General features: G+C 49.1%; 13 protein-coding genes. 6 read left to right on the top strand and 7 right to left on the bottom strand.

Annotated elements, in window-relative coordinates:
• Positions 1 to 31: 31 nt before the first annotated feature.
• The gene (porV, locus tag AC2YIT_RS28720; protein ID WP_487281454.1) at positions 32 to 1,189 is read left to right on the top strand and encodes a type IX secretion system outer membrane channel protein PorV; all 1,158 of its coding nucleotides are present in this window, start codon (positions 32 to 34) and stop codon (positions 1,187 to 1,189) included.
• Positions 1,190 to 1,267: 78 nt separating this feature from the next.
• Complete coding sequence (locus AC2YIT_RS28715) at positions 1,268 to 2,548, top strand: M16 family metallopeptidase (protein WP_487281453.1); 1,281 nt, start codon at positions 1,268 to 1,270, stop codon at positions 2,546 to 2,548.
• Here the strand turns inward: AC2YIT_RS28715 and AC2YIT_RS28710 are convergent, their stop codons facing one another.
• The gene (locus AC2YIT_RS28710; protein WP_430844149.1) at positions 2,549 to 3,877 is read right to left on the bottom strand and encodes a cryptochrome/photolyase family protein; all 1,329 of its coding nucleotides are present in this window, start codon (positions 3,875 to 3,877) and stop codon (positions 2,549 to 2,551) included.
• Between the two features lie 142 nt (positions 3,878 to 4,019).
• Between AC2YIT_RS28710 and AC2YIT_RS28705 the strand changes: the two genes are divergently transcribed.
• Positions 4,020 to 4,883 (top strand): 3-keto-disaccharide hydrolase, encoded by an 864-nt coding sequence (locus AC2YIT_RS28705; RefSeq protein WP_487281452.1) that lies wholly within the window; start codon positions 4,020 to 4,022, stop codon positions 4,881 to 4,883.
• Between the two features lie 64 nt (positions 4,884 to 4,947).
• Here AC2YIT_RS28705 and murA read toward each other — a convergent pair whose 3' ends face one another.
• From murA to AC2YIT_RS28685, 4 genes are read right to left on the bottom strand one after another with little or no spacing between them, the layout of a single operon-like run.
• On the bottom strand, positions 4,948 to 6,255 hold the full coding sequence (gene murA, locus AC2YIT_RS28700) for a UDP-N-acetylglucosamine 1-carboxyvinyltransferase (protein ID WP_291203207.1): 1,308 nt from the start codon (positions 6,253 to 6,255) through the stop codon (positions 4,948 to 4,950).
• Positions 6,256 to 6,300: 45 nt separating this feature from the next.
• Complete coding sequence (locus AC2YIT_RS28695; protein WP_487281451.1) at positions 6,301 to 7,071, bottom strand: DUF4290 domain-containing protein; 771 nt, start codon at positions 7,069 to 7,071, stop codon at positions 6,301 to 6,303.
• Positions 7,072 to 7,113: 42 nt separating this feature from the next.
• A complete protein-coding gene (locus AC2YIT_RS28690) occupies positions 7,114 to 9,894 on the bottom strand; it encodes a C25 family cysteine peptidase (RefSeq protein WP_487281450.1) in 2,781 nt (926 codons plus the stop codon).
• Between the two features lie 48 nt (positions 9,895 to 9,942).
• On the bottom strand, positions 9,943 to 10,446 hold the full coding sequence (locus tag AC2YIT_RS28685) for a dihydrofolate reductase (RefSeq protein ID WP_487281449.1): 504 nt from the start codon (positions 10,444 to 10,446) through the stop codon (positions 9,943 to 9,945).
• A gap of 349 nt (positions 10,447 to 10,795) precedes the next feature.
• On the opposite strand from AC2YIT_RS28685, the gene AC2YIT_RS28680 reads away from it, so the two are divergent.
• From AC2YIT_RS28680 to AC2YIT_RS28670, 3 genes are all read left to right on the top strand, one after another.
• A complete protein-coding gene (locus AC2YIT_RS28680; RefSeq protein WP_090151757.1) occupies positions 10,796 to 11,170 on the top strand; it encodes a PadR family transcriptional regulator in 375 nt (124 codons plus the stop codon).
• Between the two features lie 29 nt (positions 11,171 to 11,199).
• On the top strand, positions 11,200 to 13,734 hold the full coding sequence (locus AC2YIT_RS28675) for a PspC domain-containing protein (protein ID WP_487281448.1): 2,535 nt from the start codon (positions 11,200 to 11,202) through the stop codon (positions 13,732 to 13,734).
• A gap of 69 nt (positions 13,735 to 13,803) precedes the next feature.
• Complete coding sequence (locus tag AC2YIT_RS28670) at positions 13,804 to 14,499, top strand: head GIN domain-containing protein (protein WP_487281447.1); 696 nt, start codon at positions 13,804 to 13,806, stop codon at positions 14,497 to 14,499.
• A gap of 66 nt (positions 14,500 to 14,565) precedes the next feature.
• Here the strand turns inward: AC2YIT_RS28670 and AC2YIT_RS28665 are convergent, their stop codons facing one another.
• Together AC2YIT_RS28665 and AC2YIT_RS28660 are read right to left on the bottom strand one after the other, a co-directional pair.
• A complete protein-coding gene (locus tag AC2YIT_RS28665) occupies positions 14,566 to 15,633 on the bottom strand; it encodes a hypothetical protein (protein ID WP_487281446.1) in 1,068 nt (355 codons plus the stop codon).
• Positions 15,634 to 15,724: 91 nt separating this feature from the next.
• Positions 15,725 to 16,642 (bottom strand): hypothetical protein, encoded by a 918-nt coding sequence (locus AC2YIT_RS28660; protein ID WP_487281445.1) that lies wholly within the window; start codon positions 16,640 to 16,642, stop codon positions 15,725 to 15,727.
• Between the last annotated feature and the right edge of the window lie 162 nt (positions 16,643 to 16,804).

Below are 16,804 nucleotides of genomic sequence, written 5' to 3'. Positions count from 1 at the left end.
ACAGGCACTTCCTATCGCAAATCCAATTTCTATGAAACTTTTTTTTGTTACATTATCCTCACTATTCTTTTTAACATCAGGTACGCTTTTCGCCCAGCAGGATTCTACCAGAAGAATACCAGCATCACCACTTTCCTTTCTGACATTTGCCCCTGATGCTAGAAGTGCAGCAATGGGAGAAGCCGGTGTAGCACTCAGCCCGGACGCAAATTCAACCTATTGGAACGCAGCGAAGCTTCCCTACAATACCAAGGATTTTGGCATTTCAGCTTCTTACACACCATGGCTCCGTTACCTGGTTGATGATATGTGGCTCGGTTACCTTACAGCCTACAAGAAATTGGGAGATCGCCAGGCAGTAGCGCTTTCTGTTAACTATTTCAACAACGGCGAGCTCGATTTGCGTGATGCGGTAGGTAATAATATTGGTTATTTTAATTCTCGTGAAGTCGCTATCAACGGAACTTACTCTCGCCAGCTGGGCAGAAACTTCTCGATGGGCCTGACTTTGAAATATATCTCGTCTAACCTCGCGGGAAATGCGGTAATCAATAACGTTTCACTGAGCCCTGCGCGCGTAGCAGCGGGTGATATCAGCGCGTATTACAAAAAGGAATTCAAGAATGAAGATACCGGCAGCGAACTCGTGTGGTCATTGGGTGGTGTACTTTCTAACCTGGGTGGTAAGATCAATTACGGTTCCAGCACAGAAACAGAAAACTTTATTCCAACAACGCTGAAAATCGGTACCGGGTTGTCGTATACCGGAGATGGAAGAAACCGTTTCAATTTCATTATCGATTTCAGCAAATTGATGGTGCCTACACCGGACGGCAAAACCAATATCAATACAAAACCATTGCTGAACGGCGTATTCGGCTCGTTCTCGGATGCCCCGGACGGGTTTAAAGAAGAGATCCAGGAAGTAGCGATCGCGACCGGTCTGGAATACTGGTACAACAATATCTTCGCTTTGAGAGCGGGTTATTTCGGAGAGAATAAAAACAAAGGCGATCGCCGCTTCTTCACTGCCGGTGCAGGTCTTCGTTTTGCAGACAAATGGGGTGCCGACTTCGCTTACATGTTCCCTACAACACAGGGAAGCCCGCTTGCACAAACACTGCGTATCACTTTGTCGCTCCAATTGAACAAAGCTGAGAAGCTCGATGTAGGCGACAGCGAAAACTAAGCCTTAACAGAAATTTAATTATTCAGAACGAATGGCGTTATTGCAACGTCATTCGTTTTTTTATACTCACCGCTGCCCATGTCACTGGACCGTACCATTGCCCCTGATTTCAAAATTATTCAAACTGTAAGCCTGCCGGAACCTCAAACCTATACCCTCGATAATGGGATCGCGCTGCACGTGATCAATATCGGGGAACAGCCGGTGGTACGCCTGGAATGTATCTTCGAAGCAGGTAATTGGTATGAAAGCGAAACGGCAGCGTCCTATTTTGCAGTCAAAATGCTGACCGAAGGCGTGGAGGGAATGACTTCGCAGGAAATCAGCGAGGCTTTCGACCAGCTTGGGGCGTTCACTGACCTCACTCACACATCCGACCGTGTGGGAATCGTGGTGTATTGCCTTTCGCGCTTCCTGCCGGAAGTGTTGCCGCTGGTGCAAAAGCTGATCCGCAGCGCTACCTTCCCGGAGAAGGAATTCCAGGAGTTGAAAAACATTACGGTACAGAACCTGAAAGTGAACAAGGAAAAAACAGCATATCTGGCTACCACGGAATTCAGGGCGCGGCTTTTCGGTGAAAGCCACCCGTATGGACAAAGCCAGAGCATTGAAGGGATCGAATCGTTGGGAATGGATGCGGTAAAAGCGCATTATGACAGCTTCATCCGGGAAGGGAAATTTACAGCGGTACTCGCTGGCCAGGTTAGTGAAGCAGATGTTCAGCATGTAAATGCGGCCTTAGGGCAGAACACCTTCGATAGGGAGTCCGGTAGGGTTTCATTCAATGCTTCCGAGGTTTATCAGGGAGACGAAACGATCGTAGAGCGGCCGGAAAGTGTGCAATCTTCGATCAGGATGGGCCGGGTGCTATTCAATCGCCACCATCCCGATTATTTCAAAATGCTGGTGACGAACGAGATCCTTGGAGGCTACTTCGGATCGAGACTGATGAAGAATATCCGCGAAGAAAAAGGCCTTACTTACGGCATTTCCTCGCATCTGGTGACTTTGCGTCACGAGGGTTATCTGATGATCGGTACGGACGTAAAAAAGGAATTTACCCAGCAAACCGTCGACGAAATCAAGAAGGAAATACACCGGCTGCAAACCGAACTGGTGGGAGCGGAGGAACTGCAGACGGTTAAGAACTTTATGGCCGGAGAATTTGCTGGGTCGCTGAATACGGCCTTCGAGGTCGCCGACCGCCGTAAGATATTGCTACTGGATAGCTTGCCTGCCAATTTTTTCAATCAATATATTGACCGCATTCATGCCACTACCGCGGAAGATGTGATGGCGATGGCGAACAACTACTTACGTCCGGAGGATATGGTAACTGTAATTGCGGGAGGTAAATAGTTACCGATTGGCCTTGTCCAGCGCAGCCTTGTAAGTTCTCAGGCAACGTTCCCTCGCTTCTTTATGGTCGACCATCGGGACAGGGTAGGCATCGGTACCAAACTCCGGGACCCATTTTTTGATATACTCCATTTTAGGGTCGAACTTCTCCATCTGTGAGGCCGGGTTGAATATCCTGAAATAGGGTGCGGCATCGGTCCCGGAGCCGGCTGCCCATTGCCAGCCGCCGTTGTTGGCAGCCAGGTCGTAATCCAGCAGTTTTTCGGCAAAATAGGCCTCACCCCAGCGCCAGTCGATGAGCAGATGCTTGGCCAGGAAGCTGGCGGTGACCATCCGCACGCGGTTATGCATGAAGCCCGTCGCATTGAGCTGCCGCATACCGGCATCTACCAGCGGATAACCCGTTTTGCCTTCACACCATTTCTGGAAATCGGCCTTGTCGTAGCGCCATTTAATGAAATCATAGCCTTTCCGAAATGCCTCACCCTTTCCTACATGCGGGAAGTTGGAGAGAATTTGCTGGTAGAAGTCCCGCCAGATCAACTCATTCAGATAGACATCGCTGTGCCTCCGTGCCTGACGCGTAAGCTCGCGTATGCTCACTGTGCCGAAGCGGAGGTGAATGCCCATGCGGCTGGTGCCTTCTCTGGCAGGAAAGTCGCGATCCCGGGCATAATCTCTCAATAGTGTATGACCGATATGATCCGATGGGAATTCAGACCTAACCTTTTCAAAGCCCATGTTTTTCAATGCGGGCAATGCGGCACCGTGCCACTTTTGAAGATGTCCGAAATACTTTTCAGTCGGATAGGATTTGATGTAAAAATCAGTGAGTTTCTCTTTCCATGCTTTGCTGTAAGGTGTAAAAACAGTGTATGGCGTGCCCTGGCCTGTTAGGATTTCCTGTTTTTCAAAAATGACCTGGTCCTTGCAGGTTTTGAAAACAATACCTTTTTGCTTTAAAATCCGGTAAACCTCCCTGTCACGGTCGGTGGCGTAGGGTTCGTAATCGGTGTTGGTGTACACTTCGGCGATATCGTATTCATCTACCAATTTTTCCCATATTTTGACGGGGAAGCCGTATTCCACCAATATATCGGCATCTTTTTGCTTCAACTCCTGCTGGATGCTTGAAATAGCATCATGTATAAAAGTCAGCCTGGCGTCTCTCTTCTCTTCCAGGTCGTCGAGGATATTCCGGTCGAAAATGAAAAGCGGGACCACCGGATAGCCTGAGCGTAAGGCATAGTAAAGCCCCGCATTGTCATGTAGCCGAAGGTCTCGGCGAAACCAGAATAGCGCGATTTTATCTTTCGTTTTCAGGGGCATTCCGCGTGGTGATCAGGGTTGAAGGATATTTGGTATAACTTAACTACGAAGTAACTGCATTTTTGGATTTGAAAGCGGCTAATGAGAGCGGCTTTTAAATCGTATATTGCGGCATAATGCAATATTAATTTAACCTGTATTCATGAAATTACAACTCACGATCCTGTTCAGTCTTCTGTGCCTTACGGTTTTCGGCCAAAAGAATAATGCCGAAAAGCAGGACTGGAAGCAACTCTTTAACGGAAAAAACCTGGATGGCTGGGATATCAAAATCCGCGGCTATGAACTGAACGACAACTATAACAACACCTTCCGGGTGGAAGATGGCAAAATGGTGGTTCGTTATGACAAATACGATGATTTCGCTCAGAAATACGGGCATATCTTCTATAAAGGCGATTTTTCCTATTACCGCATTGCTGTTGAATACCGCTTCGTAGGCGAACAGGCTCCAAAGGGCGAAGGCTGGGCATGGCGGAATTCCGGCATCATGGTGCACGGGCAGCCAGCTGCGACAATGGGTAAAGACCAGGACTTTCCAGCGTCGATCGAAGTACAGCTATTGGGTGGAAATGGCAAGACCCGCACGACTTGTAACCTTTGTACGCCCGGTACCAACGTGGTGATCGACGGTAAGCTGGTAACGCAGCATTGTGTTAATTCAAAATCAAAAACTTACGATGGCGACCAGTGGGTACGTGCCGAGGTGCTGGTATTGGGTGATTCACTGATCCAGCATTTTGCAAATGGTGAAATGGTGCTCGAATACAACAAGCCGCAACTTGGCGGCGGAAACCTGGGCGGTGCTACGGACCCGGAGGTAAAAATTGCCGGCAAACTGCTTGACCATGGCTCGATATCCCTGCAAAGTGAAAGCCACCCTGTGGAATTCAGAAAAGTGGAAATCCTGGATTTGAAAGGCTGCATGGACCCGAAAGCGACGAATTACAAGTCCTACTATGTGAAGGCGGATAACAGCAAATGCAGCTACGGCAAGAAGAAGTAATATAAGTTTTAAACAAAAATGCCCGGGGTTCCGCAGAGCCCCGGGCATTTTTGCATTAGTATTACTATAATCTCACGATTTCCGCACCAATCGCGTTCAGACGCGTATCGATGTTCTGGTAACCGCGGTCGATCTGCTCGATATTATCGATAATGCTCACGCCTTTGGCCGACATTGCTGCAATGAGCAATGCAACCCCGGCACGGATATCGGGGGAAGTCATGCGGATGCCGCGGAGCTGTGTCTCGCGGTTGTGGCCGATCACCGTTGCGCGGTGCGGGTCGCAAAGGATAATTTGTGCGCCCATTTCGATCAGTTTATCCACAAAGAACAAACGGCTTTCGAACATTTTCTGGTGAATCAGAACGGTTCCCTGCGCCTGTGTGGCTGTTACGAGCACGATACTCAGCAAGTCGGGTGTGAAGCCGGGCCATGGAGCGTCGGCCACGGATAGCGTAGAACCGTCAAGATAGTTTTCAATGCGGTAGCGTTCCTGTGCAGGGATAAAGATGTCGTCACCCCGGAATTCCATTTGAATACCCAGTCTTTTGAAAACATCGGGAATAATGCCCAACTCCGGAATGCGGCAATCTTTGATGGTAATTTCCGATTGCGTCATCGCGGCGAGGCCAATGAAGCTACCGATTTCGATCATATCCGGCAGCATCGTGTGCTCGGTGCCTTTCAGCTCGCTTACGCCTTCCACCACCAGCAGGTTGGAGGCAATACCGGAGATTTTGGCTCCCATGCGGTTCAGCATTTTACAAAGCTGCTGCAAATAAGGCTCGCAGGCTGCATTGTAAATGGTGGTCGTGCCTTCGGCCATTACCGCAGCCATCAAAACGTTAGCCGTACCGGTTACCGAAGCCTCGTCCAGAAGCATGTAGGTACCTTTCAGATTGGCAGCATCGACGCGATAGAACCCGCCGTCTTCTTCATCATAGCTGAATTCCGCACCCAGTTTCTCGAAACCCAGGAAGTGGGTGTCAAGCCTTCTCCGGCCGATTTTATCGCCGCCCGGACGAGGAATGCGTCCTTTGCGGAAACGCGCCAGCATAGGGCCGAGCAGCATCACCGAGCCCCGCAATGCAGCCGCTTTTTGGCGGAACGAATCCGATTCGAGGTAATCGAGGTTGATATCGTCGGCTTCGAAGCGGATGGAAGTTTCGCTCAGCCGTGTGCGGCGTACACCCAGATCGCCCAGGAGGTTGATCAGCTGGTTTACGTCGCGGATATTCGGGATGTTATGGATTGTCACGGGTTCTTTGGTCAGGAGCACAGCACAGATGATTTGCAATGCTTCGTTTTTAGCGCCTTGCGGCACAATTTCACCCTTGAGACGACGATCCCCGGTAATTTTGAATGATGCCATATAAGATTTTGGGCAATTGAGACGGTATAAAATGAAACCTGGATTTTACATTCCAGGTTTTTTGCGGTTGTTATTCCGGTTGTTGTTATTGTTGTTGTTCCGGTTTTGAAACTTGTTCCGGTTGCGGTTCTGATTGCCCTGGTTGCCGCCGCCCTGCCTTTCTGAATTGTGGGATTGGGCTTTGAAGTTGTTTCCGCCCATCTGGTTCACCCGGTTCCGCTCCTGGTTGTTATTGCGGTCTTTCGGCGCAGCATCAATGGGTCCTGATTTACGGATATAATCAATTTCTTCCTTCAAACGGCCTTTGCTAAGTTGTTCCAGCTGGCTGAGCAACACACTGTCTTCGGGGTTATCCTTGTTCCATGCATTAAAGAATGAGCGCATCAAGCGGAAAATGTAGGAAACGAATGCGAGGCGGTCTTCCGGGTTTTCGGTCTGCGAAGCTTTTTCCAGTAGCAGATCTATATTACGGCCGTAATGGCGGAATTGCAGGTTCTGTTGATTGTAATCGACCCGTAGCGGTTTCTTGCCCAGCGCCTCCTTGGATGGTGGTGGAAAAGGACTGTCGACATCCAGTTCGAAACCGGAAATAATGTACAGGTCGTCCCACAACTTGTTGGTATAATCCTGGTTATCCCGCATGTTGGGGTGTATCTGACGCATAAGTTCGACCAGGATGTGCGCGTAGAGAGTGCGCTTCGCTTTGTCCTCTATCTTGACGATGTGGTCGGCCAATTTTTGTACGTTACTGCCGTATTCTTTCAATGGGATATCTTTTTTATAATGGACAAAAATAATAAGTTTTTGTGGAAACAAAATGAGGTCCAGCGGTAAAACAGGCTTTCCGAGCCGCTTACTTCAGGGAGTATAAACCAAATATCCCCGCATACCTTCGGGGGAAAATGCAGGCTGGTACCCGGCTTCCGGGGGATGAATCGTGTAGTAATAAAGTCCGGCAGGAGTTCCGCGAGAATGTGTTGCAGGAATCCAGAAGCATTCATGACGACCCACGTTACAATGTAACAGTTTTCGGAAAACGGTTGTTCCCAGCGGGTTATGGATGTTCAATTCGAGGTCGGTGGAGATAAGTCCCCGGTTTTGAATCGTAAACCTAAACCATTGGCCCGACGGGTTGGGCGAAACAGTTACCTCTACGGGTTGGGCGTAACCAGCTATTTCAAAATGAATCTGGTACGGCGGCGGCGAATGTCCCGTCTTGTCGCGGCATTGGACGGTCAGCAGGTATTTGCCGGAAAGTAATGCGGGTTGAAAGGTGATTTCATAAAATCTCCCGGCACTATTTTTCCCTGCGGCGGTGCTTAATGGCACTCTCATAGCGGTACATCCCGGGCAGAGCCTTTTCAGCCACACGGCCGCCATAGTCGTATCATTATCCGTTGCGGGTAGGTTTTCATCGAAAATTCGGACCTGGATTATGGGTTTCCCGGAAACCATCTCTCCGTTTTGAATGCGCCTTCCGTCGACGAAAACCTGTAATAATGGCGGCAGGTCAACGGATTGACTGTCGGCCAAAGTATCCGGGATCAGGGAAGGAAAAATGCGGATGGCCGGGTCGCCATGGAGCGTCATCTGCTGCACCGTAATGCTATCCAGTATACCCGGGTTACGTGAGAGATTTCGGCGGATGGCTTCCTGCTGGACTATGCCAAACGGTTTGCTCGTGAATGCGGTGTCGGCCAATACCTCGTAGAAAATATCGGTGTAACGCTTCAACGCGGTCGATGGGCCATTGAAAGTATGAGCCAGAAAAAGGACTGCCCCGCTTTTGGGCGCGAAAATCCAGTCAGAACTCAATGTTTGGGTTGAATAGAAAATACTGCCCGCCGCGCAGCCGTTCACGATCACCGCCGGATAGCGCGGATGGTTCTGGTAATTCCTCGAGGGATCGCTCGCATGGCCGATGTCGATGTCGGTAAGATCAAGGGAGGAATGTCCAAACAGGGTAATAAGCCCGACGCCTTCATTGACTTGCTTATCAATGTGAACTTGCTCAACTGCGTTGTCTGTAAGCTTCGAAATCGTTGTTACCCTATCCGCGAGCGGTGTGTTTTCAAGTTTCTTTTCAAATGATTGGACATAAGATCGAAAGACATTCAGCTCGTCCCTCGATCTGCCACCACTTAAATGCAATATCCGTTTCCGCCAGGTTGCTGACGGGCGTTCGGCTTCCATGGCTTGTACTTTGCGGAGGTAATCGAGTAGTTGCCGGGAGTTTAGCGCATTAATGCGGCCAATCGAAACGAGCGGATTGTAAGCGCCCTTCATGGTTGCCAGGGCGATATCCGAGCCCGGCCAGCCGGCATTCGGTACCATGTCCGTCTGCCACGAATCCTTCATTTTTCGTGCTTTTTGAGGGTCTATCGATCTTCCCGCCAATAATATGAATTTCAAATTTCCTCTGTCATGCAGCGCATGAACCGCATTGCGAATGCCTTGCGGACCAGGCTGGCCTGCATTGAACTGATCATAAAGTTCATAGCTGTAAATAACTGACGTTTTATACCCGCCTCCGGCTTCGGATGTGCGGTAGTGCGCATATTCTTCGACGGCGTCGTGCCCCTGTACTCGTACCCGCATCAGCGGATGTGTGATGATGAGATATTCTGTTTCGGGATCAATTGGAGAGAATTTTACTATACGTGGAGGCAGGATTTCATTGGGCTCGGGTGCGATGCGCGGGCCCGCTTGCGGGTAGTATATACGAGCGTACGAGAGCGACACGTGCCCGCCCGTGCCTGCGGGAAGGAGCGTGAGTGTTAGCTGACCGGTTTCATCGAAGTCTTCAACGGGTGTTTTGAAGTGAATAATCTTGGTTTCGCGGCCGGTTATATTCAAATCAACCAATTTTCTTTTCAGATTTTGGCCGCTACCCAGCCAAAGTGTAAATGAATGCACACCCGGAGACCAGCCCGCGAGGAACATTTCACAGTCAATGTCCGGTGGGTTTTCTTTAAATAGATTATTGATTTTAAATACAATTTCAAAAGGTGTATGCTCCGCTATTTCGGGGCCTGTCCAACCTTCACCTTCGTCATAGGCGGTCAGTAACGAACCGGTTTCATAGTTGCTTTCCGGTGGGAAAAACTGGCCGGGTAGGTAATGGGAGATGAAAAGTTGCACGGATTCTTCCCAGTGGAATGCGGCACTGTCGGTAACCGTGCCGGGTGTCGGGAAGCTGGTCCTTAATCCGCGTTTCTCGTTTTGCCAGGTCAGAAAATAGGCGGTGGTGTCGGAGTAGAGGTTAAAGTAAAGGTGGGGCATGGCATCGGGCTTTGCATACAGCGCAGTATCGGCATAGCCGTCATTTTTTTTTCCAGAAAACAGTATGTAGGCATCGTGCGTTAGCCTGTCCGATGATTCACCCACGATTTCGATGGGGACTTCGTAGCCGTGTGCGAACAGCTGAATGCCGGAGGCGGCGATGGAATCCATCGGAATACGGATCTGTGAAAGTTCCTTAGCGCTGACTTTATAAATTCCGGTTTCCGCGACGGGAATGCGCAGGTAAGTCTGCCGGTAATCGATCCATTCGTTGCCGTAGCGTTCCTGCGCATTGCATCGGGTATACCAAAGAATGCAATGGAAGATTAGTAAGGTGTGTGTAAAAATCCTTGTCATCGTCTTTAATTTTTTGATGCACAAGGGTAGCCTGCAAGACCCGGTGGCCTATTCCCGCGGCTTGCGGATGTACAGGTTCATGGAAAACGCATACGCATGATCGTCATCGGTACCATGAAATTCTGAACTCGCCAATTCCCAGTCGGCCGGGTCGAATGCCGGGAACCAGGCGTCGCCTGCTACTTGTGCGTGTACAATGGTTAAATACATTCTTTGGGCGAGTGGAAGCATTTGCCGGAAAATACTCGCACCGCCTAATATGAATACGTCCGTTTCATCGGAAAGTAACGCGATCGCTTCGGAAATATCTTTGGTATATTCCACATGCGGCTCAGCCTGCACACGCGGGTGTGAGGTGATAATCACATTCCGGTATTCCGAATGCAGCGCGTCAGGCGCTTCAAAACTTTTTCTTCCCATAATGAATGGTTTCCCCGCGGTGACTTTGCGGAAATGCACCCATTCATCGGGCAAATGCCATGGTAGGCTGTTGTTCAGCCCGATAACGTGGTTTTCGGCCATAGCCGCGATGATATAAAGTTGCGGTTTCATATTTAGTGATCGTTCTTTTTTCTCTTCTCTTCTCTCTCTTTTCTCTCTCTCTCTCTCTCTCTCTTTTCTTTCTCTATCTCCGCCGATTAAAATCGACGGCAAAAGATAGTTTATTGCTGTCGGTTTTAACCAATGGAGGTGTAGTGAGGGGAATAATTCGGCGGGCTTTTAGTAGTAAACAAATTTTTAGCCGATCAGCATTTAATTTGACCATTCATCCTAACCATGACATCTTTTTAACATGGTACCTTGCATCGCAAAGTACCTGTGTATACCTTTGTATTGTTAGAAGTTTTAATTCTATCTGTTAGCCATGAACATATCATTTTAAATTAACTCATGAAACCACATGAATATTGAAAATGCCCAAGTGCAGATGCGGAAGGGAATTTTGGAATTCTGCATCCTGCACATCATATCCCGGGGCGAAGTGTATGCTTCGGATATGTTGGATGAACTCACGTCCGCTCACATCATGGTGGTGGAAGGAACATTATACCCTCTTCTTACCAGATTAAAAAACTCGGGCTGGCTGGACTATAAATGGGTGGAGTCGTCTTCGGGCCCTCCAAGGAAATACTATGTTTTGACGGATGAGGGGAAGGTCTTCCTGGACGCAATGCAAGCTACGTGGTTTGAACTCGCCGACTCGGTGCAAACCGTGATTAAACGCACAGAGGAGTTGAGCAAAACGGCTTCAAGCAATCTTCCTGACCCTAACTGATCACTCAAAGACATTCGATTATTTCAATCATGAAAAAGACAATCAGCATAAATATAGGCGGCATTATCTTCCATATCGAGGAAGATGGCTACGAGAAACTGAAAGGGTATCTCGCCTCTATCCAGAAGTATTTTTCTTCGTTCGCGGATAGCAAAGAGATTCTTTCGGACATTGAGGGCAGGATTGCGGAAAGGTTTCTAAACAAACAGAAAACGGAAAACAAGCAGGTGATTTCGCTGTCGGACGTCGACGAGCTGATCGCTGCCATGGGTACCGTGGCCGATTTCGAGGCGATCGAGGAAGGCGGGGAGTTCATTGCCGATCCGCTCGAAACGGCTTCTGCACAAACATCCGCACCAAGGCAGGAAACTTTTACCTCGGCGCCGAATGCGCCTAAAACAGAGCCCGCAAGGCCGGGCGCACCCCGGAAGCTTTACAGAGACCTGCGCAGGAAGCTTCTGGGCGGTGTGGCAGCCGGTTTGGCGCATTACTTCTCGGTAGATGCCATCTGGGTCAGGCTTGCGTTCCTATTCGCGGTGATTGGCTTGCCGGCAGGTTCGGGCATGCTCGACATGAATGCGGAGGAAGTTTTCGGCCCTATTTCAGGATTTATGGTGCTGGTCTACATTGCCATGTGGGTGGCATTCCCTGGCTCTACGACACTCGAAGAGGATGCGCATATTAAGAAATTTTACCGCGATCCGGATCGTAAGGTCGTCGGTGGTGTAGCGGCCGGTGTGGCTTCGTATTTCGGGGTCGATCTGGGTGTGGTGCGTTTCCTGTGGGTATTGTCGATTCTATTGTTCGGGACCGGTTTTCTGATCTACATCGTACTGTGGGTGATTGCCCCAAATGCCAACACGCTGACCGAAAAAATGGAAATGCAGGGGGAGCCTATTACCCTCTCCAATATTGAGTCGAACATCAAGCAGAGCCTCAATTTGGAAGAAAGAGGGGGAGAAGAGCATATCGTCACCAAGATATTGTTGTTGCCTTTTCGCGCCATTGGGCTGGTTTTTTCGGCGCTGGGGAAGTTGCTTAAAGGCCTCGGGCCGGTTCTGAGGATATTGATCGGCGCGTTCCTGATCGGGATGTCGGCCTTAGGATTGTTGGGCATCGTGATTGCGGCAGGCGTAGCGTTGGGCCTTACCAGCGCCGGGGTATTCGACGATCTGCCGGTCCCCATGCTGATTTACCAGGAATTACCTGAAATCCTGATCCTTTCCGGTATTCTGGTGGCGGCTATCCCGTTGGTAACCTTTCTTTTGCTCGGACTTACATTGATTTCCAATAAAAGGATCGTCGGTGGAAGCGTGTGGCTGACATTACTGGGTCTTTGGATTGTAGGTGTGGTCGGGGCCACTGTGGGCGGGATCAATTACCAGCGCAATTTTGCCAAAAGAGGCGAAGTGACCGAAACCACCTATTACGCTGTGCCCCGCGGGACGCTTACTTTGGATTACGATTATATCTACGATGAAGAGAATATAGACGTAGATGTACGATTGGCGGGTTTCAATGCGAGCGATAGTATCAAGCTTGAAAAAACACTTCGTGCAAGAGGCCGGTCCCGTGAGGATGCTCAGAAAAATGCACTTGAGATCAAATATGCCCCGCAGTTCCGTGATTCGGTTTTCGTACTTACAGAAGGTCCGACGCTTTCAAGCCGCTCGCGGTTCCGCGATCAGGAGATCGATCTGACGGTGAGTGTGCCTTATAATAAGCCTTTCGCCATGAAAAGGGACTTTTATAACCAATTGAACGATTGGGAGAGCAACCAGAGACACCTTAAAAGATACGACCTGCATGACGCCGACGATGTTACCTGGAATCAACTGGTTTGGGTCATGAAACAAGATTCGGGACTGGTTTGTACCAACATTCCGCTCAAATACATCCGGAGCGAGAGCAGCGAAGGCGAACAAGATGGTTATTCTTTTGAATACAACGATAATAGCGACCTCGAACTGGGCGAGCGCGGCAATTACAGCAAACAATTCCCGGTTTCGGATTTCAGAAAAGTGGATATCGGCGGTGCCTATTCGATCATCATCCGTCAGGGCACCGAATACAGTGTAACGGCCGATTCGGATAACCAGGAGAATATTGATGACATCCGAGTGGTCGTAGAAGACGGCGTGCTCCGTGTGAAGCGTAACCGCGAGCTCAACCTCTTCGATCACGAGAAATGGGAACGCATAGGGATCGTGATTACCATGCCGACCATCGAAAACCTGTCGCTTTCGGGAGCCAACAAGACATTGGTGACCGAGTTCAAAGATATACTGAAATTGGATGTGGATATTTCGGGTGCTTCCAAAACGGAGCTGAATGTATTCACAGACCAGCTATTGGTGAACGTCTCCGGGGCTTCGAAAGCTACACTGAGAGGTTCGGCGAAGTCGGCCAAGCTGGATGCCCACGGTGCCTGCAAGTTGACGGCCACCGAAATGAATATCCAGAATGCGGATGTGAATGCGTCAGGGGCATCGAAAGTGGAGTTGAGCCATGTGCCTAACCTGAACAAACATGCCAGCGGCGCGAGCAAAATCAACGTGCAGTAATATTTTAAATGCCGGTGCAACGTCGCCGGCATTCTTTTCATCTTTTCTGAAAATCTAACTTATTAAACCATGAAAAGAACGCAGCTATTCCTTATTGCAGCTCTTCTGATTACCGCATTGTCGTGCCAGGTATCTGCACAGGAGACCCGCAAATTTTCCGTTTCGGGCTTCAACAAGCTTTCTATCGGCAGCGCATTCAAAATAGATGTAAAGCAGGGAGGCAGTTTCAGCGTGACAGCCACCGGCCGTTCGGAGGACCTCGACGATATGGAGTCGGCAGTGAAGAGCGGTACCCTGCATTTGGGTTATAAAAATAAAGGCTGGAACAAAAACCGCAAGACCGTCGAGATCAGCATTACCATGCCCGCCCTCGAAGGGGTTGACTTCTCCGGCGCTTCCAAAGCCAATGTGGCCCGTTTTACCGGTGTGAAGAGTATGGAAATTGATGTTTCCGGGGCATCGCAGGTTACCATGAGCGTGGCCGCTCCCAAAGTGACCGTTGATCTTTCCGGCGCATCGTCGCTTACGCTTACCGGTGAAGGCGATGTCCTGACCGGTGACGTTTCGGGTGCATCATCGCTTAAAGGCCGTGATTTCTCCGCCAAAACCGTGAGCATCGACGCCTCCGGCGCCAGCAGTGCCGCCGTATTGGCCAGCAACACTGTAAATGCCGAAGCCAGCGGTGCCAGCAGCATCCGTTACTCGGGCGGAGCGAAGGACATCCATTCCAGCACCTCCGGCGCGAGCTCGGTCAAAAGAGAATAAAGAAAACCATTTAATATTCACCACGAACTACAAACAAGGCCTGCGGTTGCGGGCCTTGTTTGTTTTTTAGGGGCATTTGTAATTGAAAGTGGTGGTAATTGCTGAGCCTTCCGGAGCTCCGGCAGACGTCTGGGCAGATGATTCCGGCAGTCCGGATGAGTTGTATTGATAGGTCGTCCTGGTTTCAAATACCTGGTTGCTCGGAAAAAGCGTCGTCTTGTCGCCGATGAGATTGTTGACTCCATCAGTTCGCTGGGCGGTTGAGATCAGTTCCGGAATGCCTTTAAATTTTTTAGGAATGTCATTTTCGGGGTTTTTGTGGTCATCATAAAATAGTTCGGTAATGTAGGCTTTCTGCCCATTGGTGCTACTTTGTACACTTGTCATATTTCCGCGTGCATCGTATGTGATTTCAAATACGCTTTGGGCGTTGGTTATAGACGATACCAAGCCCATTTCATTGTACTTTGTTTCGATAGTTACGACTCCGTTCAGATTTTTTTCCACCACCGAACTGATTACTCCGTTTTTGAATGTGGTCATTGCACTCCCATACGTGGCAGTGGTAACTGCGGATATTGGTTTCCCATTGCCGTCGTATTGGTAAACTTTGGATTCACTGGATTCCACGACTGGCAAGCTCACGTTATTTCCGAGAAATGTGCTTTGCCGTAGAGTTGTGGAGGAAGCAACGTGCCCCGATTCGTACTTGTAATCGGAGGTTTCCACGTCTTCGCGGCGGAAATTTTTGAATTTGTACTGCTCGAAAAGAAAAGTTCCGGCTTTGATGCCTTCGAACAAAAACACCTTCCGCCTAATCAACTTAATAAGGAAACCATCGGCATCGTAGGATAGATCAAACTGTACGGTTTCTGTTCTTCGCACCAAGGCAGCATTGTTGGAATCCAATTCTTCGCTCTTATAAACGTTAATTGAGCTGAGCAACTGTTTCTGATCGTTGAATTTTACGCCGGTTGAAGAAGTCAGTTTTGTTCGTACCGACGAGCCCGGGGCGTCAGCTACACTTGTTTTGCCCAGAAACAGACACTCGGAAGGGGGCACCACAACATCATGATCATTTTTTGTACACGACACAAGCAATGCCAACGCGATGAGCATTGAGAGTGTTCTCATTGAAATATGCATGGAAAATTGGAATGTAGAGATTGGTAGCATAGAATAAGCGTTTACGGCATGATATTGCGAGTAATCCAGACTTTGTTGTTTAGGGGCATTTGTAGCGGAATGTGGTGGACATGCTTTCCCCGTTCGGAATGATTTTTGGCGCGGAAGAGGCAGGTAATCCATCGGCATTATATTGATAGATGGTCTCGGTGTCATAGCTTGGCGCTCCAATGTAACTAGTGAATTTTTCGCGGACCAGGTTATTCACACTCTCGGTACCGACAACGGTCATTACATTTTCCGGTATACCTTTAAATTTTACCGGGATATGCGTTTCGGGATTGATATGGTCGTCATAGCTGTATTCCTGAAGGTAGTTGGGCTGGCCTTTGTCGGAGAACTTGACACTTTTCATGTTGCCTTTGGCGTCAAAGTCGAATTCGTATAGATAGTTGCCGCTTTTCGTCGTTTTTCGGTTGCCTTTCTCATCATAGAGGGTTTCTAGTGTCACCACTCCACTCGCATCCTTCCTGATTTCCGATGCGATCACCTCGTTTTTAAATGTGGAAATGTCGGAGCCACTGGCGCTGGTAGTCAGTGCCGACAGAACAACATTCTGGCTATTGTATGTATATTTCTTTGTCAGCTCGCTTTCGACAACAACCGGTGCATCACTATCACCCTGTGAACGAACGGTAGTTTTAGTGGTAATGGCCGTTGCTCGTCCAGACTCGTATTGATAGTCTGAGGCTACAATGGTTTCCAATCTGAATTTCAAATAGTTCTTATTGTAATATCGATATGAAAATCCAGTTGTTCCTTCATACAAGAATACCCTGGTTTCGACCATTCTTACCAAAAAACCATCCGCATCATACTGTGGGACATAGTCTGTGATGGTTGACTGCTTCCACCGGTTGAAAGCCTCTAAGTTGTCGATCCGCCTGGCCGTAACGAGCTGCTTCTTGTCGTCCAGCACAAGCTCATTCCCCCATTCACCTTTGGATGTTTGAGACATCCTCGTCGAAGTTTTTCCGGCGAAAATACAGCCCTGCACTGGCTCGTGCTCTTTCTTTGAACAGGCAGCAAGAAGGGCTATTGCCAACATGGCGAATAGGAATTTGAACGAAATGTACATAGCTAAACAGTGGTTTTACGGCGGAAACTTGTAAGCAACCTT

The sequence above is a fragment of the Dyadobacter sp. SRI_021 genome (assembly GCF_057586235.1).
The sequence above is the reverse complement of the archived record's forward strand: the minus strand, read 5'-3'. Positions and strand labels throughout refer to the sequence as shown.

What these genes read in the sequence shown, in the direction of transcription:
- porV (WP_487281454.1), top strand. Translation starts at nt 32, where the DNA reads ATGAAACTTTTTTTTGTTACATTATCCTCACTATTCTTTTTAACATCA.
- AC2YIT_RS28680 (WP_090151757.1), top strand. Translation starts at nt 10,796, where the DNA reads ATGAATATTGAAAATGCCCAAGTGCAGATGCGGAAGGGAATTTTGGAA.
- AC2YIT_RS28690 (WP_487281450.1), bottom strand. Translation starts at nt 9,894, where the DNA reads ATGACAAGGATTTTTACACACACCTTACTAATCTTCCATTGCATTCTT.
- AC2YIT_RS28675 (WP_487281448.1), top strand. Translation starts at nt 11,200, where the DNA reads ATGAAAAAGACAATCAGCATAAATATAGGCGGCATTATCTTCCATATC.
- AC2YIT_RS28715 (WP_487281453.1), top strand. Translation starts at nt 1,268, where the DNA reads ATGTCACTGGACCGTACCATTGCCCCTGATTTCAAAATTATTCAAACT.
- AC2YIT_RS28685 (WP_487281449.1), bottom strand. Translation starts at nt 10,446, where the DNA reads ATGAAACCGCAACTTTATATCATCGCGGCTATGGCCGAAAACCACGTT.
- AC2YIT_RS28670 (WP_487281447.1), top strand. Translation starts at nt 13,804, where the DNA reads ATGAAAAGAACGCAGCTATTCCTTATTGCAGCTCTTCTGATTACCGCA.
- murA (WP_291203207.1), bottom strand. Translation starts at nt 6,255, where the DNA reads ATGGCATCATTCAAAATTACCGGGGATCGTCGTCTCAAGGGTGAAATT.
- AC2YIT_RS28705 (WP_487281452.1), top strand. Translation starts at nt 4,020, where the DNA reads ATGAAATTACAACTCACGATCCTGTTCAGTCTTCTGTGCCTTACGGTT.
- AC2YIT_RS28660 (WP_487281445.1), bottom strand. Translation starts at nt 16,642, where the DNA reads ATGTCTCAAACATCCAAAGGTGAATGGGGGAATGAGCTTGTGCTGGAC.
- AC2YIT_RS28710 (WP_430844149.1), bottom strand. Translation starts at nt 3,877, where the DNA reads ATGCCCCTGAAAACGAAAGATAAAATCGCGCTATTCTGGTTTCGCCGA.
- AC2YIT_RS28665 (WP_487281446.1), bottom strand. Translation starts at nt 15,633, where the DNA reads ATGAGAACACTCTCAATGCTCATCGCGTTGGCATTGCTTGTGTCGTGT.